We start from the raw sequence: 24,717 nt of genomic DNA on the forward strand, positions 1-24,717 counted from the left end.
TCCAGAAACCTTATTTACTTGAAATGCCCCGATTTTCACCGAAATTTCTGCGTTTTAGCCCAAATAGCGCTTCTGTGAATCGTTAGATTTTTAAAACCCGCATCAAAGGTGAAATAAGGTTCTGTGGAATCGTTAGCTTGTGTTTAGTTGTAAAATGGACGAATGGAGTCCGGTTTGTTCTATAGTGTAGTGTGGTGCTTTTGCTTTATACCGTAATCCATTCTTTTCGTAATGATTCTTCCATAGTGAACTCTTCCATAGTGACTCTTCCGTAATACGTTCCGGTGTTAATGTGCTCCTCCATGCAGAGAGAAGCTTACTCCCGCAACCGTGAATCTATCTTATTTTTTTCATCAGATTATAGATAATCATGGCAGCCTCTTGTCTCGTCAACTGCTTTTTGGGCATAAACTTGCGATCCGGGTAGCCCTTCATCACAGATTCTTGTGTAACCAGATGAATGCTGTTTCTTGCCCAATTGGAGAACATTGCGTTGTCCTCATAAAGTATGAAGGATGACAGCACATAGCCCTGTTTCTTCATCACATTTTCAATCATGCTTGAAGCCTGCTCTCTTGTGACGTTAGCATTGGGTCTGAGCGTACCATCACTGAACCCTTTAAGGATACCATGCTGCAGCGAAGGCATGATCTCGTTGTAGTACCAGCTGTTCGTTTGAACATCAGTAAATTCGTTGATATACGGTACATTGGTGTTGTATTCAAGGGCTCTCGTTAAAAATATAGCAAACTCCGCTCTTGTCACCTTCTCATTTGCACCAAACGTTCCGTCCGAATAACCCTTTACTATCCCCTTCTGTGCCAGTTCAAGGATTGCATCCTTGGCATAACTTGTGGCGATATCTGCAAAACCAACATCAGGTCCCTGATTTCCCTTATTAGAAGGCAAAATCTGAGTATCAATGGTCACACTTTCGCTCTTTCCAGAAGTTGTACTCGAATTTGAATAAGGAACCTGGTACGGATAAGGGTATGCATATGGATTATAGTAAGGATTGTAGTAAGGCGGCACATCGTAATTATTTCCGTATACGGTTGCTCCCCTTCCATCCGGGGGTGTTGTCACAGCAACGGTCTGTTTTCCGATAACCTCTTCCGATCCGTCAGGCTTGACACGAACAGCAATGATGTTATATTCATAATATTTGTTCGGCTCGACGCCTGTTTCACTGAATTGCAATCGGCCATTAACCGCAGTAACCATACCCTCATCCCGTGTTTCTCCAGTAGCGGTGTTCAGATAGGTTTTGCGATAAACTCCATTTCCTAAAGGAACATACTTGGTCTGTGGGTTCCGCTCCACATAATGAATGGCTCCTTCAATCGGCTGATAATCAAACGCAATCGTTGCATTTGGTGCATTCACTGGAGAGACATTCATCGGTACAGGTACTCCTGCCGTCTGCACCTCAAGAATGCCGGATTCAATCTTCCCATATTTATTGCTGGCTACAATGTGATACGTATATGTTCTCCCTGGCTGAAGAGTATAGGCAATCATTGTATTCGAATGGCCAGACCACACTTTGTTCACCCGATCCTGGTAAACCTCATACTGCGTTGCGCCTTCAACCATGTTCCACTGCAAATCTATTTTGTCATCGTATATGCGATTTACTCTTAGTTTAATCTGACCTTTGGGAGCAACGTCCTCGGTCACCTTGGGCATTTTTACCTTTTGGACAGCGGGAGGGCTCTCATTATTTCCATTTTTAGCTATTACTTTGTAGGTATACGTGCTATCTGGTGTTAAGTTCACATCCTCATACGTCGTTGATTTGATCACCGCCAAAGGCAGATCATTACGTGTAATGACATACTCTTCTGCCTGGTCTACTGCACGCCATGAAAGTCTGACTTTGGTTGAATCGAGAGCCTCGACTTGAAAGTCGGCTGGATAGGAGAGGTGTATAGTATTAGCAACCTTATGCTCCTTTTCTTCACCATATACATCACCCTTACGAGCAACGATCGTATATTTATGCCCCGAATTTATATTTACACCGACATCTAAAAACTCCAAAAGCGGGCCTTCATAGATAATTTCCGCATCACGTTTCAGTACATATTCTTCAGCACCTTCTACAGACTTCCATGCTAAATACAAGTCATTACCTACCACTTTCGCTTCAAAATACCCAGGTTTCTCTAATACAACTTTCGGGGGCACCGGTTCCCCATTTGCCAAAGTAGGAATAACGTAAGGATCTTCATCCGTACCTTGACCTTTATACTCACCGTTATACTTTAATATAGCTTTATATTTAAAATTTTGTAACGTTCCTGCCGCGACATTGCTCATATGACCGCCTGGAAATGTAAGCGGGTCGGAAGCCGTCTCTGAAAAAGCAACTCCCTGATTGCCCGATTTTCCAAATGCACTCTCATATGTACTTGGATCAGCCAAAGCCAAACTGGAAACCATTCGATTCGCATCCTTAGGATCACTTAGCACGATACCCGTATATTTCTCCATATCGTCCTTGGTAACTATGCCCATAGGGGAAGAGAAACTGTAGTTGTACTCGCCATTGTCATACGCGTTAGCTGTCCATGACAATAGGTGAAAAGGAGTTAGTTTATCTGCCCTCATTTTAACCATCTCATAACCGAGACTATCCGGGTTTATATTGGAGTAACTTTCCACTCTCCATACTGCCGTTTCACCCTGAATATCAATATATTTTGAAACGGTATTCTGGGAGATCAGTGTTTGATTATCAACAAGATACCATTTGCCGAACTGTTTCAGATCCACCACAGAGCCAAAAGCTGCTTTCGAATCCCCTAACGTATAAGCGTCTACAGCAGGCGGTGTAACAATAAACTCCAGAGAATCTGTTTGAGTCGGATTTGCATGACTTGCCCATGCGAGTCGAATGATATTTTTCTCACCTGGCTTCAGACCGCTGATCCGCGCACTTGAACTTGTATTGTTTTTTAATTCCGTGCTTTTAACATCGTTGACGTAAACCTCGGCCTGCTCAATACCATTGAATTTGTAAAATAAACTCATACTACTGGCGTTGACAAGCCCCCAGTTTACGAATGTAAACCCCTCTTGAATAACCTGGTCTAATTGCCCTGAAAGTTTGCCCGTAAAGTCGATTCTCCCTGCATCGTCATATACCGGTTCTGGTTCCTTTAACCTGACAAAAAGCAGTTCTTGTTCACCATAATTCGTACCGTCATAGCCAAAAACTGAAATCCTGTATGTATAGCCAGGTGTAGCTCTAGTAATTGTATAAGATCGTTCCGGGATGAAACCTCTGCTATCCCTATTAATTAAAAGTCCATAATTTACGGCTCCAGGAACCTCATCCCATGTTATCGTAATGGAGTTATCCGTTGAGGTTACTGTTACTTTAGGCTTTGGTAAAACAGTTCGAGTCTCGGTTTCATTTATTGTTTCTGGTGGTGAAGACTGCACAGATGCAGTGCGCTGGAACGATTCGTTCTTTTCGTTGGAACGGGAGGACTCGGCAGTAAAATGAGTAGAGCCTGTATTCCCTCCCGTAACCAAACTTGCATTTGCTGTCCCTTCTCCCCAAATCAGTGCATTTCCTAGCAAAAATTGAGCAGCTAACATCGCACTTAACCATCTCTTCAATTTCATATTATGTATCCCCTCTTAGCATTAAACTATTGTTTCTCACTACATAAAAGTCACTGGATTACTATGGGTATTACTTTCTTCTTAATATGAGTTACATTGTTTTCTCAGAAAACTCTCTCCTGAAAATCCACTTCGTCCATCCTCTCCCTCGCAAATAGATGAATACTAAATACACCCTGATTAAATAAGTCTATTTTCCTAATAACACAATCTAAATAATTACTTTAGACTCATTAATCATAAGCTGTAACGGATTAACAAACAATAAAAAATTATACTTTACACTAAAAGTCAATTCTAAAAAATGTACTCTCCCTCTCTCTTAAATTGTTAGAAGGATCAGCAACTTATCCCTCCAATAAGTAAAAAAAACTCAAGCCCTGGTTAGGGGCTTGAGTTGATCGTTCATTATGCTAAGGCTGCTAGTTCATATTGTTTATCAAGTCAAACTTCATTAACAAACGTTCATCCAGGGGCGATGCTTCGGCTTGAGTTACTTTTCAATTTGGTGGCGAGCTAGCCTCCATTTCTCCATGCACGAGCCCGAGCTTGGGATGAAAGGCGAAAGGCCGTCCTTCGCTCATGCTGCCCCTTGATTTCCATCTCGAATTCTAACGATTCCTAGAGACGCTATTTAGCCCATTTGAGTCACTTTGAAATTCTAACGATCTCCAGAAGCCTTATTTACTCCAAACACCGGGATTTTCACCAAAATTTCTGCGTTTTTGCTCAAATAGCGCTTCTGTGAATCGTTAGATTTTTAAAACCCGCTTCAAGAGTGAAATAAGGTTATCTGGAATCGTTAGCGCCTTTGACTGCATGACCCACCCTTTGTTTCTCCACTCCGACTACTCAACGTCCACAAAATCCCGCTTCTATTATGCTTCGGCAGGCCCGCTGCGCCACGCCTTGCCCCCGTCATCTTCATGCCCAATCAGCGCACCACCATTACCTAATCTAACTAAACCAATCCTACCTCCGCGCCACCAGACGTTCTGTCCGTTTCACATCTGCAATGCTGCCTGCACCGATGCCAAACATAACGGTGAGCAGCTCGAATTCGACCTGCTCCAGCCGCTCGGATAAAGCTTCGTCGGAGGTGACGGCGGATTCGAGCAGCGAGCGGCCGAAGCCTGCGAGGTCGGCACCCAGAGCGAGCGCTTTGGCGGCGTCCACGCCCGTGTACAGTCCACCACTGCCAATCAGCGCCCCCTCTGGATTAAGCGCGCGCACGTCCTGAATGCACTCGGCTGTGGGAATGCCCCAATCAGCAAAAGCTTCCGCAGCTGCCCGGCGTACCGGGTTATTGTTGCGATACTTCTCCACCTGCACCCAGCTTGTCCCGCCCGCACCGGCTACATCGATGAATGCCACGCCCGCTTCGTACAGGCGCTGTGCCGTCACACCATCGATGCCAAAGCCAACCTCCTTGACGCCGACGGGCACTTCCAGTTCACGGCACAGGCTCTCGATCCGCTGGTACAGACCGCTGAAGTTGGTATTGCCTTCCGGCTGGAACACCTCCTGCAGCGTGTTCAGATGCAGCACGAGCAGATCCGCGCCAGCGATCTCCACGGCACGCTGGAAATCAGCTGTGCTGAAGCCATAGTTCAGCTGAACCGCGCCCAGATTCGCGATGACCGGGATATCCGGTGCCCAGCGCCGGACATCGAATGTGCTCGCGAGCTCCGGCTGTTCCACGGCAGCCCGGATCGAGCCTACCCCGAGCGCCCAGCCTCTGGCGTTCGCTACCCGTGCCAGGCGCTCATTGATAGCGCCTGTAGTTTGGCTCCCACCCGTCATCGAGCTGATGAGCAGGGGTGTGCGCATTTTTTTGCCAAGGAACGAAGTGTCCAGATGCACCTCTTCAAAATCCAGCTCTGGCAGCGGGTGATGCCGAAATGCAAACTTCTCCAGCCCGCTCGTTATGCCTTCTCCTGCCACATTCTGCTCCAGACAGAGGCGCACGTGCTCCAGCTTCCGTTCTCCCGTTGCCACTTCGGGCAGCAGCCGTTTGCCGGCTCGTTCTTGTTCATTCATGATGTAACCTCCTATGTGAGAATGATGTGTATCGGCAGGAATGACAGCAATTTTGTTTTCATATTTCAAGTTTCGTGCTTTACGTTTCATGTTGTTTCCTGCTTCATCGTTTCCTGCTACCTGCCTTATCGTTACCTGCTCCGTATCTCTTGTTTCTATGTAAACAACTCTATCCAGTATACCGTTCCTGTTCACCTATTGAAAGGATGCTCCAAGGTCCATGTTTCATCAATGACCCTGTTGGAATCCTGGAGCATCATCTGCAGCTGTGGGGTGTCTTGATCTGCCATATTGGCAACTTGGGGCATCTTTTTACGGTTACACTTCAAGATCAAAAGCAGCAGCTTACTTCACTTATTGGAATCTCGAAGCACACTGCTCTACCTTACTGGACTCCTAGGCACTCTGCTTAACCAGAATGGACCCCTGAGGTGCCCCGCAATGCCATATAGCAATTTCACAGCATCCTGATAATCTACCTCATTGAGTCCTGGAGCAGCTATTTCTTCCCGCATCTTCTCCACCTGTAACTTTGCATGCGCATGCACCTTCCCGTCTGCTCTTACCTGCCCATCTCCGCTACAAGCTGCTCACCTACAAGCTGACCGGATAGCGTAACAATCGGGGTTCCGCCGCCAGGGTGGGTTGTGCCGCCAACGTACCAGAGTCCCTGAACATCGCTGCTCTGATTGCCTGGACGCATGAAAGTTTGCTTCATTGAATTGGATGAAATCCCGTAGATGGAGCCTTGATGAGCTAACGTATCGTGTGCGATCTGCTGCGGTGTATATCGGATTAACACATCTGACTGTTTCAGTCCAACAATGCCGCGTGCCTCCAGTTGCTCCAGCACAAACTCGCCGTAACAGTCCTGCTGCTGCTCCCAGTTCCAGGCGTTCGAGAGATATGGCGCATTCACCAATATGAACAGATTGCTCGCTCCCGCAGGAGCCATGCCTGATTCAGAATATCCAGAGTAACAGATATATATCGTTGGATCGGCTGGCATCATGCGGTCACGAAAAATATGCTCGAACTCCGGCTCGTACCGCTCCGGGAAAAAGACGGTATGATGCAGCAGCTGGCCGTATTGTCTGCGCACTCCGGCCAGGGTAACAAAACCGGAGATAGACGGCTCATACTTTGCAATGCGGGCATCATTCATACGTTTCCGATGCTCGGGTGCGAGCAGCAGCCGATTCACACTAAGCACATCACCGTTAGCCACAATTCGGTCAGCCTCCATCCATCCCCGATCCGTATCCACGCCAACGGCCTTTCCGTTCCGAACGACAATCTGGTGCACCTCTATACCTGTGATGATCTGTACACCTTTCTCCCGCGCAAGCCGGGCCATGCCCTCAATAAGCTGATACGTTCCGCCTTTTACCCCGTAGATACCAACTTCTGCTTCAACATGTCCCATCATGGCAAAAATGGAGGGGGACAGATACGGCGATGATCCCACATACGTAGCGTACCGCCCGAACATCGCAAGGGTATGCGGATGGCTGAAATACCTGCGCAGCAGTGTATCCAGCTTGACTGCAGGACGCACCCGGAGCAGACTGCGCAGCATTTGCAGATTGTATTTATCGGATGGTTTCAACAGCAGCTTGCCAAGAAAATGACGATTCGCCTCCGCATACAGTGACGCAGATTCATCCATAAACGCATCATAACGCATGGCATCCTGCGGACTGTATGCAGCAATCTGCTCCTTCATCCAGCCACGATCTCTCGACAGATCAACGACCGTGCCGTCTGCAAACACATTCCGTGTCCGAGGCTCCAGCTCATACAGCTGCACGTAATCCTCCATCTGCACGCCAGCCTGATCAAACACCGAGCGAAATGCATCCGGCATCGTAATCGTGCTTGGGCCCCGGTCAAAGTGAAACCCGTCCTGCTCGATTTGCTGCAGCTTGCCGCCCACATGCTCCTGCCGCTCCAGTATCGTTACACGCAAACCAGCCGAAGCAAGACGAATCGCACAGGACAGGCCTCCGAAGCCTGCGCCGATAATAATGACCTCCTGTTTTGAGTTCCCAACTGATGCCGCCTCTCGGTGCCCGTTATGCATTTCTACTCCTGATCCTTCATCTCTTGCATTTGCATTTCGATTTCCGTTCCCGTTTCCGTTCCCCTGTGCATTGTGCATCAGCTATACCGCCTGCCTTTCCATACGTACCCTTTACCGGATCGCCCCGCCTGCCGTGAGGCCAGACCGATGGCAATGACACAAGCCATGCTGATCGGTTGAAAAAGTGCGAGCCACCACGGCTGACCTCCGATATGATCGGATACTCGTTTTACAGCCATGCCAAGCAACGTGCCTATAAATCCATACAGAATGGACGTCTCGTTCCCCGTAAGCAGCCCTGTAACCAGCCCCAGCGGCGGTACAATGTACATGATAAAATACATAAACATCGTGCCAATGAGCAGTGCATCTCTCCGGCCCATGCCTTCGTACATGTTTTTTTTATACCCGTTCCATACCTCTTCACCGTTCTGATACATACGTGTACTCGTTACATCATGCACATCCGCGAGCATTACGGGATGCCCGGCACGTTTGACTGCTTTGGCAAGACTCATGTCGTCCACCAGATGTGCCTGAATGGCAGCATGACCGCCGGATGCTTCATAACTTGTGCGATGAATAAGCAAAAAAGCCCCCGTAGCGGCAACAAACATCGGACTGGCTGACCTGCGTATCATGAAAATAGGCAAATGACTGATGATCGTAAACATCATCATTGGCACGACCAGCTTTTCCATCCAGGTTCTTGCCACCTGATAGGGGAATCCCGTAACCAGACCGCCGCCCTGGGCACACCCGGCCGCCACCATCTGCCTGATTGCATCCGGCTTCACACGAACATCGGCATCGACAAACATAAACCATTCCCCCTGCGCCTCCTGAACCAGACGATGACAGGCATGGGATTTGCCCATCCACCCTGCAGGAAGATCGGTCCCGTGCAGCAATCGCACACGCGAATCCCGATCAGCAATCGCCTGAACGAGTGAAGCAGTCTCATCTTCAGAGCGGTCGTCGAGCACCAATACTTCCATGCGAAATCCCTTGGTATGACTGGCAAGCACACTTTCTAGACATTCTTCAATATGTAAGCGTTCATTCCTTGCAGGAATCAGAACGGAGACCAATAGATCGGGCGGCTGTATGTTGCCTCTTTGGAAAGAACGTATTTTGGGCAAACAGGCGGCATTCCATATCGCAAACAACAATTGCACGAGCAGCCATCCCATGAGACATATCCATAGAATCTCAGCTGTACCCACACCTTCATTCATACTATCGGTTCACCCGCCTTCGTGCCTCATCGTATTTTTCACTGGTGGAGCGCATGCCGCGAATCAAGGGATATGCGCCCGGCAGACTTCCTTGCCCAAGTCGGATCAAAGCAGCCCTGTGATCATCCAGCTGTTGTTCCAATACTCGCCCCAGCCGCTCTGCAATCTCTTCACTCTTCCACGCTTTCCAATCTCCCACGATAGGCGAGCCCGTCTGCATGGAGATTTCCGGCAAATCATGCTGAACCATGCCATGACATAATGTAACCGGCACGGCAATAGCCTGCGGGAAACGGCGCAGCACAAGTCCAATACCCGGGCGAAACTGAATCGGCCGAGCCTCCTGATGCAGAATTTCACCCTGCGGGAAGATCCAGACCCTTTTGCCAGCAGCCAGCAGCTCATTCGTATATTGCAGCGATGTCCGAACCCCAGATGAACTGTCCTTGTTGATGGAATACGCCCCGAGCTTGCGAAAAAAAGCATATTGCCGAAGCTGCTGCTCCTCCATCATCACATAATGATCACCACGCGAGGTTTGCTTCGCCGCATGATACAGTAGCAATCCGTCCCACCATGAGCTGTGGTTCATGAAATAAACTACTGGCTGATCCGGTGCCATAGGCTGCAGCCTGCCGTTTCCATCAAGCACCTGTGGATCAAGCGAGCCCGAAAGCGTAAACGAACGAAAACGTCTGCGCAGCAGATAATAATGATTGTACAGGGTGAATATCCGCTCAAACGCTTTGGATTTTACGGCGCGGATCATACAACCAGCTCCCCTCGGCAAGCAGCACACCTGCAATCGCGATGATGAAGCTGCCTGTGATGCCTTCCTTCAGCGCCAGCACACCGAACAAAAGGATGAACAGCTGATACAGCCATTTCGCTCGCAGGAGCGAGCGGCGATCGTTAGGCACAGCTGGCAGGAAGAGCGAAAGAAATGCACCCATAATGAACCAGCTAATGTAATTCGTCCATGGTACTCCATAGAATCCGCCTGGGGACTGCCATTCCCAGAACCCTCTCGCATGAGCAACCGGGTCAAGCACCAGATCCAGCACAATCGCCCAAAAGCCTGTCTTGAGTGCACGTACCAGCTTGCCACCCCAGGTCGATCCGCCACCGCTGATCAGCGCTGAATTGCCAACAACGGCGATCCATGCGAACCCAAGCGTCACCGGAACACTGAACAGATGCACGCCAAAAAAGTCGGAGTACGCGTATTCGCCAAAAGGCCAGTGGGTATGTACACCGATCCACTCTACGCCCATGCCCCCAAGCCAGATGATCAATGAAGCAATCCAGAGGTCTGGACGCAGCCACTTGACTGACTGGTCGGACAGAGCAGATCGGTTGGATGGCTGATATATAAGGTCAAGCACGTAAAGTGCATAAAATACAAGGAATAGTCCGTTAGAGAAGGATAACACCTCGGGAACACCAATCGTAAGCATCAGGATGGCTCCAATGGTATACCACACCCAGTACACCCACTGGATCATCAGGATACCGCCATTCGGGAAGCTTGATAAGCCAGCATCGGGTAACGTTTCACAATCGCACCGAGCATCTCCAGTTTCAATTCGTCGCTGACATACGCCCGTTTCGTGTACACATCATAGTCGTTACGCTCTACGGCGTGCAGAATCGTGGAATAGAATGCTGCCGCAAGCTCGATTGAAAATGCACTCTCCACCGGATAGGTATCCAGACGATCCATACCGATGCGGAACCAGTTCAGCGCCGCCGACTTCATATCATGGATAATCGCAACAAACCGCTCATCCACCACGCCGTTCTCCCAATCCTGCTCGGAGTACCCGTGCTTCTCCATAATCTCCAGCGGCACGTAGCGGCGCAATCTTGCCCGGTCCTCGCCCACATCACGAATAATGTTGACGATCTGCATGCCTTTACCGAGTGCTATCCCGTTCATCGCCACTTCTGCCCCGTTATCATTACGCAGCACAGGCAGCAGCATCTCGCCGACTGTTCCAGCTACCAGATAACAGTAGTGCTCCAGCTCCTCCATCGTGTCGTAATGGGTCTTCTTCAGGTCACTTAACTGGCCTTCCATCTGACGGAAAAAAGGGCCTTTGTCCAGATGCGGGAAGCTGCTGAACAGCCATCTCAGTGCAGGCCAGATGAAATGTCCCTCTGCCTCCTCCAGACGCTCAAACAAATCATGAATTTCATGTATCGTATATGTCGATTGCTCGGGTTCATCCACACTGTCGTCAATCATGCGGCAAAAGGCATAGATCACATATACCGCCTCGCGGCGCGGACTTGGCAGCCCTTTGAAGGCCTGATAAAAAGACGAGGAGCCCTTCTGCATCAACTCTTCACATCTGCTCAATATTGCTTCATTCATTTTCCCATCTCCTTCATGAGTTGATTGACAGCCATTCGTGCGCCTTGCATAACGATGGGCACGCCGCCACCTGGATGCACCGATGCACCGGCAGCGTATAAGCCTCTGATCTGCGGAAACGGCTTGGGCTGCGGACGGTATACACCCGACTGAAACAGCACAGGTGCAATGCCAAAGCTTCCACCGCCATACAAACCGTCACGCGCTGCGTCAGCAGGGGTCCGTACCTTTTTCCACTGTAACGCTGCACGAAGTCCCGGGAATCCCCGCTGCTCCGCCTCCTCCAGCACACGATCTGCCAGCGCCTCGCTCTGCTCTTCCCAGTTCACACCTTCAGCGTCCGGCACAGGAATGAGGAAATACAGCACACTCTGCCCTGAAGGAGCAGCCGAATCATCCACCGCAACCGGGTTGAACACATAGAACGAAGGTTGTGTCGGAATACGCCGCTGCTTGAATACTTCCTTGAGACTTCCATCCAGACTTGGAGGCAGGAAAAACTGGTGTGTAACCGCATCATCCCAGCGTTGATCTACCCCTGCGTAGACGAGGACACAACCGGAAGAAGGACGATAGGCCTTTCGTCTGCCAGCTGCTTGAGGTGTCTGCTTCAATAGATCGTTCACATGGGGGAAATCCCCATTATAGATCACAGCATCCACATTTTCTGCGCCATCTGCCGTTTCTATACCTGTACACACGCCACCTTCGATCATCAGGCCGGTAACTTCCGTCTGCAGCTTGATTCTGCCGCCGCGCGAGAGCAGCTCTTGTTCCAGAATAGCGGGCAAAGCGGCATAACCGCCCTTCACCATCCAGATGCCATACTCATGCTCCGCATAGGGAAGCAAGGAATAGATACCGGGAGTACCGAAGGGTGATCCGCCGATATACAGGCTTTGCAGCGAATACGCATCGAGCAGTTCTTCATGTTCAAAATAATCCCCTACCGCCTTGCGCACACTTTTGTGTGCCCGCAGTCGGCCCATGAGGGACATGAGCGAAGGGGTGAAGAAATCCCTTTTGCGTGGAAACATCTGTTCCAGAAACGCCGCGCGACCTGCAGGAAACAGGGTGTCCATATCCTTCATAAACCGGTTGAATCCATGGCCCTCGCCGGGGAACAGCCGTTCAATCTCTGCCGTTTGCTGATCACGGTCCGTCATCTTGGTCATGACACGTCCGCTGTGATAGTGCACCCGGTATAAGGGGTCACAGCGCAGAAGCTCAATCTTGGAGCGGTCCACACCCGCCTCTTCGAGAATGCCTAACAGCATCTCCGGCAGCAGTACAATCGTCGGGCCCTGATCAATGCGGTAATCGCCTTCCTGTTCAAAAGCAATTCGTCCGCCCACACGGGAACCCCGTTCGTATACCGTAACATCCCATCCCTGACGGTTAAGCAGCAGCGCGGAGGTCAGCCCGCCAATCCCTGCCCCCACAATTGCCGCCCGCTTCATGAGTGCCCTCTGACTTCCGCCGTCTGCACATAGGATGAAGGCTTGGTATGTCTGCGTGCATCCTCTTCCTGAATGAGTCTGACACTGATGCGGGCCGATTCAAAAATCGTCGGTAAACCGCTGCCCGGATGTGTACCTCCACCCACCAGCCATACACGTTCCAATTCCTCGAACTGGTTATGCGGCCTCAGGTACATCATCTGACCCAGATTATGAGCCATGTTGAAGGTTGCACCGCGGTATACATCCAGCTCATTCTGCCAATCCAGCGGCGTAAACAGCTTGCATTCTTCAATGCGGCCACGGATATCAGCCAGCTCTGGAATCGCTTCGAGCCGCTTCAGCATCGCTTCCTGCACTTTCGATCGTTCGGCCTCCCAGTCAATGTCTCCCGTGAGGTTCGGGGTTGGCATCAGCACATAAAGTGCAGATTTTCCTGACGGTGCGAGTGTCGGATCAAGTCTGGATGGGTTATGAACATATAGAGACGGGTCTGCAGACAGTATTTTGTGCTTTGTAATCTCGTCTACATTAACCCGGTAATCCTCTGGAAAATAAATCGAGTGATGCGGCAGGTCAATCTCGCCATCTACACCCAGATAGAGCATGGCTGTGGAGCAGGAATATTTTTTCCGTTTCATTTTCTCAGGGGTGTACTTCTTCAGTACGCCAGGTTCAAACAAATGGTTCACTGCATGGGCAAAATCGGCGTTAACAACAACATGATCGGCTTCAATCCGTTCGCCGTTCTCCAGCAGCACACCTTCAGCCCGGCCATTGCGAACGATAACCTGCTTCACAGGTGTAGCGGTGTGAATCCGTCCGCCATATTCTTCAACGACATCCGCCATGGCCTGGAATACACGATTCACGCCGCCGATCGGATGAAACAATCCGTATTGGTGCTCGATAAACGACAGAATCGTAAACGTGCCCGGACAATCCCAAGCGGACATGCCCAAATATTTGGACTGGAATGTAAATGCCCAACGCAGGCGTTCATCGGTAAAGTAGCGGGAAAGAATACCGTAAACCGTATTATTTATATCAAGCTTGGGTAGTGCGGTGATCGCATCTTTGCGCAAATAATCGGTCAGCTTGCCAAACGGACGGCGGAGCAGCGGCATCACTTTGCCAAATTTCACTTCCTCGTCTCGCATGTACCGTAGATAATTCTCTTCATTACCAGGAAAAAGCTCCTTGATCTGTGCTGCTGTCTCTTCGCGATTCCGTGAAGGCTTGAATACCTTGTCTCCAAAGTTCAAAGCGTACAGCGGGGTCAGTTCCTTCATATCCACATAATCCGACAGCTTGCGTCCGACCACATCGAACATTTCTTCAATTAACTGAGGCATCATCAGAAACGTAGCCCCGCGGTCAAACTTGTATTCACCCAGCTCCAGACGGGAAGAACGTCCCCCAATGGCTGGCTGCTTCTCGTAAACATCGACCTCATATCCCTGACCAGACAATAACATGGCTGCGGCAAGCCCGCCTGGACCTGCGCCAATGACAGCTGCACGCTTGCGTTGTTGATTCGGTATCATGCCACTCACCTTTCTATATAGGGGAACCTCTAGTTCTCAAGCCCCTAACCTAATATTAAACTGTGAAGAAACACTTCAATCGGATAAACCGAAAAACATTATACAAATGTAGTACAAATATTATACGACAAGTAAAACATAAAATGACCGATGGGTCAAATTAATGTTCTTTTTCAATGATTACACAGCAAAAAACATCCCTTGATCATTAGATCAAAGGATGTCCGCTATACATGAATCTATTCTTTTCATTTTCGTTTTATGTTGAATGAGTATTGAATGTTGATGTCTGTTTGATGGCTGTTCGCTGGCTGTCAGCTCGCCGCTGTTCTGCAAGCTATTGTGTAAAATACTCGCGTTCAATCCACGATTGCCAGTCTCCTGAATCTTCGGGCATAATCCACTCCGGGTATCGTGCATGCTCCGCACGTTCGAACCCTTTGCCACCCAGGACAAAGCGTACATGAGGAAACTCCTCCCGAATTCGGTCGATCAGCTGATCGCAGGTATCCACCAGTCCAGAGTCGGTAATGGACAGACAAACCAGCTTGATCTTCTGCTCGCGAATAATCGGGAACACACCTTCTTCCGGTGTATTGGCGCCAAGATACAGCACTTCGGCTCCATTTTTGCGCATAAATAACGAAAAGAGCAGTAAACCGACCTGATGATGTTCCCCTTCCGGGCACATGGCCAGAACTTTGGGCAGATGCGGATAGATCGGGAACAGATGGAAAAACTGATAAAAACGCTGGGAGATCAGCTGCGTCATAAAATGCTCCTGTGCTACCGTTGCACGCCCTTCCTCCCATGCGTCTCCGACCCGGACCAGGATGGGTACGAGCACATGATAGAACATGCTGTCGTATCCGTACATCGTGAATCCAAAATCAATCAAACCGTTGGCACGCTCGCCCTGAAAATGATAAAGAGAATCATAAATCTGATCGGTCATATGTTCATATGCCTCTTCGGCGTTAGGTACTGGAGGCGCTGTAGGCATAGGGATATCAGCTTTAGACCTGGTTTCCTTCTTTTCCTTCAACATGCGCACTGCTTCGGAGATGCTGGTCTGATGCTGATCAATCTGCTGCTTCAGCCAGCGCAGGTCGGCAACATGCTCTTCCGTGTACATGCGGTAACCTGACTCTGTCCGCTCAGGGGTGACTGCATTATATCGATTTTCCCAAGCCCGGAGCGTGACCGCCTGAATGCCAAGCATAGCAGCGACTTGTTTGATGGAATACACGTGATTACCTACTTTCTCTCCTTAAACGTTCTACAAAAATAATACACCCATTATACACAACGGCTCTGCACCTGTCGATTAACAGGCTCCGATTCATCCTGCTGTACCTCTGATGAGCATTCGCAAACTTCTCCTGCGTCAACATCGTCATACCTGTGGTAATATACGTCATTCAGCAAGCAAAGAAGGGAGGCATACACCATTGGTTTCATTGCGCCGCCGCATCTCGGATCAACATTCCTCACAACGCAAATTTCCTTACATACGAACAGCTATTGCGCTGCTCATTCTATGGCTCATTGCCGTGATGATCTATCAGACCTACAAACCGCTGCCGCCAGGTATTTCATACGAAGGTCAGGAGTATCGGGTACAGAACGTGCAGTTTCTGAACGATCTGACCTATCCTTCCCCCGATGGGCAGATGCAGCATGAACAGCAGATTTTCCAGCGTATGCTTCAGGTCGTGAAGGATGCGGAGCAGTTTGTGGTCGTAGATATGTTTTTGTTCAACAACTATCAGCATAAGGGGCAGCATTTTCCACCAGTCAGCCAGCAGTTCACCGATACCCTCATTGCCAAAAAAACGAACAATCCGGATATGAGTATCTGGTTCATTACCGATGAAGTGAATACCAACTATAACGCTGCGCCTAATCCACTGCTGGAGCAGATGAAACAGGCGGGTATCCACGTCGTCATCACGAACCTTGATCCGCTGCGCGATTCTACACCGGTGTATTCTGCGGTCTGGCGTACGTTCTTCCAGTGGTTCGGACAATCCGGGAAAGGCTGGATTCCCAATCTAATGGCAACCGATGGCCCGGATGTTACGCTGCGCTCCTATCTCAAACTGCTGAATGTGAAGGCCAACCATCGCAAAGTAGTTGCCAGCGAGAAAACCGCCATCGTCTCCTCAGGCAACATTCACGATGCCAGCGCTTATCATTCCAACATCGGTTTCGAGGTAACCGGCCCGGTCATCGGGGATATTATTCAAGCGGAGCAAGCCGTTGTAGATATGTCTGGTGGGGGGCAGCTGCCTGTATATGACGCTTCAACGCAGACCTCCTCTTCCTCTTCAGATTCCTCTCCCTCCTCCGAGGCAGCAAAGGAAAGTGAAAGTGAAGGGCCGATTCGTCTGCGATATTTGACCGAGGGTAAAGTCAATGATGCGCTGCTCTATGAGATCAATCAGACTGGCAAAGGCGATACGTTATGGATGGGCATGTTCTACATTGCTTCACCCAAAGTGCTGGAGGCATTGCTGGATGCATCGAAGCGAGGCACAGACATTCGGCTCGTGCTTGATCCAAACGAAAATGCGTTTGGTCAAGAGAAGATTGGCATTCCCAATCGCCCTGTAGCTGCGGAGCTGCATGACAAATCCAGTGGCAGCATCCAGATTCGCTGGTATAACACCACCAAGGAGCAGTACCATACCAAGATGATCTACATTGCCAAAGCGGCTGGGGATCATATCGTCATGGGCGGTTCAACCAACTTCACTCCCCGGAATCTGAATGACTATAATCTGGAGAATGATATGTGGATTGCCGCACCGGCAGACGCTGCCTTCACGATTGACGTTGCTGATTATTTCAAGCGGATATGGGTGAACGAAGATGCGCCATTTACGTTAGATCTGGAGGAGTTTCAGGAGAAAACTACTTTTCTGAAGGGCATCCTGTACAAACTTCAGCTTATTCTAGGTTTTACTACATTTTGAGCTGTGTATGTATACTCGTTTTGAGCTTTGCATTTATACGTCGTTGAACGAAAGGTTATTTACACAAACACCCTGATGACAGAGCAACCTGTAATAATTATTTCTGCCCTATATAGCGAGTTCGGTTCACAATATAGTGGCGGCTTCAGATCACAACAATAACAACTGCTTCAAGTCCAAACAATAACAACGACCTCAGGTCAAAACAATAACAACGACCTCAGGTCAAAACAATAACAACGACCTCAGGTCAAAACAATAACAGCGACTTCGAATATCAACAAACAAAACACTATATAGAGACTTTAGATCACACCATTTCAAACACTTTAATACATCTGTCTCCATATACATCCGTCTGCATTCTTCATTTGCTGCGGGTGTATTTTTTATCTTGACAGAGGATGACATGTGTGAAAAGATGTTACCTAACGACCGTTAGGAAGGTGAAGACAATGACTGCTCATTCCATTCGGGATGCAGCCCTTTTTCATTTTGCCAGAGACGGCTATGAAGGGGCTTCATTAAGAGCGATAGCTGATGAGGTTGGAATCAAGAAACCGTCGATATATGCGCATTTCAGCGGGAAAGAGGACTTGTTCATGCGCACGCTTGAGTATGCATTTGATGAGGTACGGCGGCATACGTTGGAGTATTTCCGCGATCAAAACCATCTGCCGCTGGAAGAGCGTCTACGGGGATTGCTGACGTGGTTTGAGCAGGAGTATCAGGATCATGCTTCTGCCAGATTGATGCTGCGTAACTGTTATTATCCGCCGCCTGATCTGTACAGCCAGGTCATGGATCTGGTTTATCCTTTTCTGGATGGCATGGAGCGTGCATTGTCCCGGCTGTTGCAGCGAGCGATCCGCGAAGGAGATGTTCCGCCGCTTCCTGCCGAGCAGGCAGCGATTGCTTTTATGACCTTTCTCGATGGCATTACGGTCGAGATCATATACGGAAGCTCTCGCCGTTACAAGCGAAGACTGAATGCTGCATGGCCTGTCTTTTGGTATGGCGTAAGAAGCTTGAATGAAGGGGCACGTTCTGCTGTGCCAGAAGGAGATTGAACATCATGAATCGCAACTGGTTATACGTTTTTATTGGAGGAATCATTGAGATTGTCTGGGTCAGCGGACTCAAGCATGCCTCAAATACATGGGAATGGGCTTTGACCGCAGCAGCCATTGTTATCAGCTTTGCGTTAATCATCGCCGCTTCCAAAAGGCTGCCCGTTGGTACGGTCTATGCTGTATTTACAGGGATTGGGACCGCCGGAACGGTATTGACCGAGATGCTGCTGTTTGGCGAGCCGTTTCGTCTGGCTAAAATACTGCTGATTGGACTGCTGCTCTGCGGTGTCGTCGGATTAAAGCTCGTGACAGATCAACAGGAAAGCCAGGAACCCCAAGTTAAAGGAGGTGCCCTCTGATGGCTTGGATTGCTATTGTAGGTGCAGGAATTTGTGAAATTTTCGGAGTCATTGGCATTAACGGGGCTTCTACGCGTAAGGGTTGGCCTTACATTGTTCTGATGCTCGTATCCTTTGTATTCAGCTTCTCGCTGTTATCCTACGCTATGACTGCCATTCCTATGGGCACAGCCTATGCCGTGTGGACGGGAATTGGTACGGTGGGAAGCACGGTGACAGGCATGCTGTTGTTCGGTGAACGGAAGGAAGCAAAGCGACTGTTGTTTATCGCCATGATTTTGGTGGCAGCTGTCGGATTGAAAATCATTACGTAACAGAAAAGCATGAAACCAAAAGATGGAAATCTGAACCACTCTCGGCGGTTTTGGTGGTTTTTGTATCCTAACGATTCCAGGAAACGCTATTTGGGTGATATGACACGTTTTTAATTTCTAACGATTCCAGGAGACCTTATTTGAGAGATCCGTCAATAAAATCGGTCCTTTTTCTTGTTTTATAGCGAAATAAGGTTTCTGGGAATCGTTACATTTTCAGATGGCTCTAAATCATCAATATAAGCTCATCTGAATTCGTTAGAATATCTGGGTGTGTGAGAAATAATCTTAAATACTCAAGCACAACCACTCTGAATTTTCGGCCGGAACATATCTTCTATGGTATAAGTACATCATTTTATGCCTTCAAAAAACACAATCTCTTCGCATTCAAACACAAAACTTTATGCATCCATGCAACACAAACGGTATACATTCAAGCAAAACTTCAAGCCCAGCGCTATACAATCGAGCAAATCAATCTAAATTTTCAATTACAACCTCTATAAATCCTCAACGTATACCGACGCCCTCCTCATAGATTAAGCCGCAGTTTGCGCACTGCGTGCAGCTCCCAGCACGCTGTTGTGGCTGACCACCCTCGTCATGAAGCAGGAGTTACAGCGGGAAGGAATGTTACAGTGTTAAGCCGAGTTACAGTGTTAGGCTAAGTCACAACATAAGGATGAAGGAACAATGGGAGCATGTGTGACGTGTGAGAAAGAACATGAGTAGATGTTCACATGAGATTATGACAATGAGAGAGTTATACAGTCGGTCAAACAGTGAGTTATATAGTAAGTTACACTCTAAGTTGTAAAGCAAGTTATACATAAAAGTGAGTAAATAAAGCACATGATAAAATAAACTCGCCTGATAGGCTGTGCCAGAGTGGCAGTTCCTCCGATCCAATATCAAAGGGCCTATACAGTCCAGCCTTGCCCCTGATCTATTCCCCTAGTCCTTCAATAAACAACCCAAGTACAAGAAACAGCTTATTCACAGCCTGTAGACTGTACTTTTTTTGGCATTTTCATGTTAGGCTCACGAACGAGAAAGCATGGATATTTATTTTCTTCATCCGCATCTTCCCCCACATCTACACCCTCAAAACATAGAGAATTTGTAATCTGTTATTCACATCGTTTATACTAGTTTTGACCACGAAGTCAATTCAAGAACTCAAGAGTTCCCAATGAGGTGAATGTACCCTTAATGAACCCAATTCATGAGATGAACGAAAAGAGAAAGCTGATCATCACCACAGCGCTCAAGCTGTTTTCTGCCAAGGGCAGTGCCGCTACCTCCATGCAGGAAATTGCCGAGTTATGCGGGATGTCCAAAGGCAGCTTGTATCTGATGTTCAAATCCAAGGAGGAGCTGGAGGCCAGTACGCTGGAGTATTGTGTGTACGTACTGATGGACGAGATGTCCCAGATCGAGCACGAGACCAGTCTGACCTCTCGAGAGCGGCTGCACAAGCAGATTGAAGCGTTGCTGACACATGTCGCCGAATTAAAGGAATTTTTGCGTGTGCAGATGCGGAGCATGATGATGGATGATGAGCAGCAGCGCAAGGAAAAATGCACTCCTCAGCAAAGAGATATCGAGATTCGCACACTGCATTGGTTCAAAAGCAAGCTGGAGGACTTTTACGGCCCCGAGATTGAGCCTTATACCATTGATCTCATTATGCTGACGCATGGGCTTTTCCTGTCTTATGTGAAAATCTGGTTTACCGAGATGCCTTCACTGACGGTGAACAAGATGGCAACCAACCTCCTGCAGATGATCGATTATGCAGCAGCAGGTTATCTCCAGCAGCGTCCAGCACCGTTATTTCCGCTTGAGCAGTGGCCAGCCTGGGTTGCGGAAGCTCAGCCGGACTCAGCGATACTGCGCCATCCCGTCCATATTTTGAAACAGATGCAGGACATCGCATCCCGGGAGCTTCCCGCGGGACAATCAAGGAATGATGTCCTTGAGACCATTGCCATACTAAGACAAGAGATTATGGAGTTCTCCCCAAGACGAGCCATCATTCTGGGTATGATGCGCAATCTGGAAGGGATCGCACTGCTTGAACCTATGCACTCCGAGCTTCAGCACATTATGGATACCATGTATAACCGGTTTATCCAGGCTGACTCGTCAAACACATAAACAGGAGACACAGAGAGGAGAAGAAACCAACGTATGAAAGGCATTATTAACTTTTCACTGAACAACAAGTTTGCGATCTGGATTCTCACTATCATCATCTCATTTGCTGGTCTGTACAGCGGAGTTACGATGAAGCAGGAGACGATACCCAACATCAATGTACCGTTTCTGAATGTCACGGCGATTGATCCGGGTGCAGCTCCTGAGGGTATTGTGGAAGATGTCACGAAGCCGCTCGAACAGAAGCTGCGCAATGTCGAAGGTGTCAAAACGATTACCTCTACCTCGATGGAAAATGCAGCATCCATCACACTTGAATTCGATTATGGAACGGATCTGACAAACGCAACAGCAACCGTTCGAGAAGCACTGAACGAGGTACAATTACCGGACAGTGTGCAGAAACCAACCATCTCCAAATTCAGCATTAACTCGTTCCCCGTTGTTTCCCTGAGCTTGTCCGACAAGGACGGCGGTGATCTGGAGGAACTGACACGTCTTGTGGACACGGATATCAAACCCGCACTCGAAGATATTGACGGTGTGGCTCAAGTCCAGGTGTCCGGTCAATATGTCAAAGAAGTACAATTGAAGTTCGATCAAGCCAAGATGGCTGAACTGGGCCTCAGCGAAGATACGGTAGACGGTATTGTTAAAGGCTCGTCTGTTCGTGTGCCTCTCGGCCTCTTCGAACTGGATAAATCCCAGAAAGCGGTCGTGGTGGATGGCAACATCATCGGGCTGGATGATCTGAAAAATCTGGAAATTCCTGTTGTGCCAAGCGGGGCTGGTGCTTCTGCCGGCCAAGGTGCAGGGCAGGGCGCTGCCGCTCCGCAAGGTTCTACAGGCAGCGGAGCCCAGGCAGGTCAAGCTGCTGATCCAACAGCTCAAGCCGGGCAGGGTGCTGCTGGCGCTGCACAAGGCTCCAGCCCGTCAACCGGGCAAACCGGCAGCGGAAACGCTGCTGCTGCGAATCCTTCCGGTACCGCAGGAGCTGCCAGCGCAGCTGGAATTCCAACGATCAAGCTGAGCGATATCGCCAAAATTGAGGTAATCGGTCAAGCCGAGTCCATCTCACGCACCAACGGCAAGGAATCCATCGGGATTTCGGTGGTCAAATCCAATGATGCCAATACCGTTGATGTCGTTAAAGCAGTGAAGAGCAAAGCTGAAGAACTGCAAAAGCAGTTTAAAAACGCCGAGCTGACCATCCTGCTTGACCAAGGTAAACCGATTCAGGATTCCGTGAATACGATGCTGGGTAAAGCGGCCTTCGGCGCTTTGTTCGCAGTCCTCATTATTTTGCTTTTCCTGCGCAACATTCGTTCAACGATTATCTCCATTATCTCGATTCCGCTTTCCTTGCTGATGGCATTGACAGCACTCAACCTGATGGACATTACATTGAACATGATGACGCTGGGAGCGATGACCGTTGCGATTGGTCGGGTTGTCGACGACTCCATCGTTGTTATCGAGAACATCTATCGCAGGATGACTCTCAAAAACGAGAAGCTTAAAGGCCGTGAACTGGTACGTGAAGCCACTCGTGAAATGTTTATCCCGATTCTCTCCTCGACTATTGTTACGATTGCGGTATTCTTGCCGCTGGCACTCGTTAGCGGTATGGTCGGAGAGTTGTTCACACCGTTTGCCTTGACCATGGTATTCGCCCTGCTCGCCTCACTGCTGGTTGCGATCACCATCGTTCCGATGCTGGCACACAGCCTGTTCCGCAAAGGCATCAAGGGTAAACAGAATCATGAGGAGAAACCGGGCAAGCTGGCTGGCGGTTACAAACGCCTGCTCAACTGGACACTCAATCATAAAATCATTACGGTCAGCATTGCGATTCTGCTGCTGGTCGGCAGCTTGTTCCTGTATCCATTCATCGGTGCAAGCTTCCTGCCAGAGCAGAAGGATAAATATGTAACGATTACGTACAGCCCGGAAACAGGCTCACTCCGTGAAGATGTAGAGAAAGAAGCACTGGTGGCCGAAAAATGGCTGCTGAAACAGCCAGGTCTGGAGAAAATGCAATACTCCATCGGCGGCAACAGCCCGCTCGCCAGCATGGGTGGAGGCGGCGGAAACTCCGCACTCTTCTATATCCAGTACAACCAGGATACCAAGGACTTCACCGAGGTGAAGAAACAGCTGGTTGAAGGTCTGCAAAAAGAAGTAACCAAAGGCACGTGGAATGAACTCGATATGTCCGGCGGATTCGGCGGCAGCAACCTGAGTCTGTCCATCTACGGCGACAATGTAGAACAGTTGAAACCGGTAGCCGAAGAAGTTCTGAAGCTGGTTCAGGCAGATAAGGACTCTTTTGAAAAAGCGGATACCACGATCTCCGACACGTACGGTCAATACACGCTGGTTGCCGATCAGGAGAAGCTGAGCAAACTCGGTCTTACAGCAGGTCAACTGGCCATGACACTCAGTCCGGTACGTGAACGTCCAGTGCTCACCGAAGTAGACATTGATAACAAAACGTATAAGGTCTACGTTGAAACTGACAACAAAACATTCAGCAGCATTAAGGATATTGAAAACGAAACCGTGACATCACCGCTGGGCATTCAGGTGCCAATCAAGGATGTGGCCAAAGTGGAGGAAGGCACTTCACCGAACTCCATCATGCGTATTGATGGCAAAGTGGTTGTGCAGGTCACAGCCAACATTCTGGCTTCCGATGTTGCCAAAGCTTCACAGAACCTGCAAGCAAGCATCGACAAGCTGGACCTGCCAGATGGCGTTGAGGTGAAGTTTGGCGGTACAACCGAACAAATCAATGATACATTTACACAGCTGGGGCTGGCGATGCTGGCAGCCATTGCGATTGTATACTTCGTGCTTGTTGTAACATTTGGCGGTGGACTTGCTCCATTCGCAATTCTGTTCTCACTTCCGTTCACCGTGATCGGAATCATGGTTGGTCTATTCATCGCAGGAGGCACGCTCGACGTATCTGCTATGATGGGTGCACTGATGCTGATCGGTATCGTGGTTACGAATGCCATCGTGTTGATCGACCGCGTGATTCACAAAGAAAACGAGGGAATCTCTACGCGTGAGGCACTGCTCGAAGCAGGAGCTACGCGTCTGCGTCCGATCCTGATGACGGCACTGGCTACTATTGGAGCCTTGCTGCCACTCGTCACAGGTCTCGAAGAGAGCGCGGGGATTATCTCCAAAGGGCTCGGCATCACGGTTATAGGTGGTCTGATCAGTTCTACACTGCTTACCCTTGTCATTGTGCCGATTGTGTATGAGTTCCTGATGAAATTCAAAAAGAAAAAAATCGCAGATTAATGTAATTGTCTAATCACAGCACAGCAAAGCTTCAAATGTGCTCGAAAAACAGGCCCTGACGGGCAATGGAATGATGTCTGATTCCGTTGCCTGATCAAGGGCCTTTTTTAACATCTATGTAAGAAAAACTTTCA

Annotated in this window: 16 protein-coding genes; 6 read left to right on the plus strand and 10 right to left on the minus strand. The window is 49.0% G+C overall.

Annotated elements, in window-relative coordinates; genetic code table 11:
- Nucleotides 1-336 precede the first annotated feature (336 nt).
- The 10 genes from ACQSGY_RS12420 to ACQSGY_RS12465 form a co-directional block, all read right to left on the minus strand.
- Nucleotides 337-3,636: an S-layer homology domain-containing protein gene (locus tag ACQSGY_RS12420; protein ID WP_427052094.1), complete on the minus strand. Its 3,300-nt coding sequence runs from the start codon at nucleotides 3,634-3,636 to the stop codon at nucleotides 337-339.
- Nucleotides 3,637-4,608: 972 nt separating this feature from the next.
- A complete protein-coding gene (gene fni, locus ACQSGY_RS12425) occupies nucleotides 4,609-5,676 on the minus strand; it encodes a type 2 isopentenyl-diphosphate Delta-isomerase (protein ID WP_427052219.1) in 1,068 nt (355 codons plus the stop codon).
- Nucleotides 5,677-6,238: 562 nt separating this feature from the next.
- Complete coding sequence (locus ACQSGY_RS12430) at nucleotides 6,239-7,759, minus strand: phytoene desaturase family protein (RefSeq protein WP_427052220.1); 1,521 nt, start codon at nucleotides 7,757-7,759, stop codon at nucleotides 6,239-6,241.
- 77 nt (nucleotides 7,760-7,836) lie between these two features.
- Nucleotides 7,837-8,997: a glycosyltransferase gene (locus ACQSGY_RS12435; protein ID WP_427052095.1), complete on the minus strand. Its 1,161-nt coding sequence runs from the start codon at nucleotides 8,995-8,997 to the stop codon at nucleotides 7,837-7,839.
- A gap of 1 nt (nucleotide 8,998) precedes the next feature.
- Nucleotides 8,999-9,766, minus strand: a complete 768-nt coding sequence (locus ACQSGY_RS12440) for a lysophospholipid acyltransferase family protein (protein ID WP_427052096.1) — start codon at nucleotides 9,764-9,766, stop codon at nucleotides 8,999-9,001.
- Nucleotides 9,735-10,502 (minus strand): carotenoid biosynthesis protein, encoded by a 768-nt coding sequence (locus ACQSGY_RS12445; RefSeq protein WP_188593836.1) that lies wholly within the window; start codon nucleotides 10,500-10,502, stop codon nucleotides 9,735-9,737. Before ACQSGY_RS12445 ends, ACQSGY_RS12440 begins: the two co-directional genes overlap by 32 nt.
- Nucleotides 10,502-11,374, minus strand: coding sequence for a phytoene/squalene synthase family protein (locus tag ACQSGY_RS12450; protein WP_111269045.1), 873 nt, complete (start codon nucleotides 11,372-11,374; stop codon nucleotides 10,502-10,504). Before ACQSGY_RS12450 ends, ACQSGY_RS12445 begins: the two co-directional genes overlap by 1 nt.
- Nucleotides 11,371-12,834 carry a phytoene desaturase family protein gene (locus ACQSGY_RS12455; protein WP_427052097.1) on the minus strand — a complete coding sequence of 488 codons (1,464 nt, stop codon included), beginning with the start codon at nucleotides 12,832-12,834 and terminating at the stop codon, nucleotides 11,371-11,373. The genes ACQSGY_RS12450 and ACQSGY_RS12455 overlap by 4 nt, the downstream gene beginning before the upstream one ends.
- On the minus strand, nucleotides 12,831-14,381 hold the full coding sequence (locus ACQSGY_RS12460) for a phytoene desaturase family protein (RefSeq protein ID WP_427052098.1): 1,551 nt from the start codon (nucleotides 14,379-14,381) through the stop codon (nucleotides 12,831-12,833). Before ACQSGY_RS12460 ends, ACQSGY_RS12455 begins: the two co-directional genes overlap by 4 nt.
- Nucleotides 14,382-14,718: 337 nt before the next feature.
- Entirely contained in the window at nucleotides 14,719-15,630 is a 912-nt protein-coding gene (locus ACQSGY_RS12465; protein WP_427052099.1) for a MerR family transcriptional regulator, read from the minus strand.
- 202 nt (nucleotides 15,631-15,832) lie between these two features.
- Here ACQSGY_RS12465 and ACQSGY_RS12470 point away from each other — a divergent pair, with 202 nt between their 5' ends.
- The 6 genes from ACQSGY_RS12470 to ACQSGY_RS12495 all read left to right on the plus strand — a co-directional run bounded on the left by ACQSGY_RS12470 (nucleotide 15,833) and on the right by ACQSGY_RS12495 (nucleotide 24,583).
- A complete protein-coding gene (locus ACQSGY_RS12470; RefSeq protein WP_427052100.1) occupies nucleotides 15,833-17,359 on the plus strand; it encodes a phospholipase D family protein in 1,527 nt (508 codons plus the stop codon).
- A gap of 455 nt (nucleotides 17,360-17,814) precedes the next feature.
- Complete coding sequence (locus ACQSGY_RS12475; RefSeq protein WP_427052101.1) at nucleotides 17,815-18,429, plus strand: TetR/AcrR family transcriptional regulator; 615 nt, start codon at nucleotides 17,815-17,817, stop codon at nucleotides 18,427-18,429.
- Between the two features lie 5 nt (nucleotides 18,430-18,434).
- The gene (locus ACQSGY_RS12480) at nucleotides 18,435-18,791 is read left to right on the plus strand and encodes a DMT family transporter (protein WP_427052102.1); all 357 of its coding nucleotides are present in this window, start codon (nucleotides 18,435-18,437) and stop codon (nucleotides 18,789-18,791) included.
- Nucleotides 18,791-19,105 (plus strand): DMT family transporter, encoded by a 315-nt coding sequence (locus ACQSGY_RS12485; protein WP_427052103.1) that lies wholly within the window; start codon nucleotides 18,791-18,793, stop codon nucleotides 19,103-19,105. Before ACQSGY_RS12480 ends, ACQSGY_RS12485 begins: the two co-directional genes overlap by 1 nt.
- Nucleotides 19,106-20,320: 1,215 nt before the next feature.
- Nucleotides 20,321-21,268: a TetR/AcrR family transcriptional regulator gene (locus ACQSGY_RS12490; RefSeq protein ID WP_427052104.1), complete on the plus strand. Its 948-nt coding sequence runs from the start codon at nucleotides 20,321-20,323 to the stop codon at nucleotides 21,266-21,268.
- Between the two features lie 33 nt (nucleotides 21,269-21,301).
- A complete protein-coding gene (locus tag ACQSGY_RS12495; protein ID WP_427052105.1) occupies nucleotides 21,302-24,583 on the plus strand; it encodes an efflux RND transporter permease subunit in 3,282 nt (1,093 codons plus the stop codon).
- Nucleotides 24,584-24,717: the final 134 nt, after the last annotated feature.

It is taken from the genome of Paenibacillus sp. TC-CSREp1, assembly GCF_050171015.1.
In the GTDB taxonomy this organism is placed as follows: domain Bacteria; phylum Bacillota; class Bacilli; order Paenibacillales; family Paenibacillaceae; genus Paenibacillus; species Paenibacillus silvae.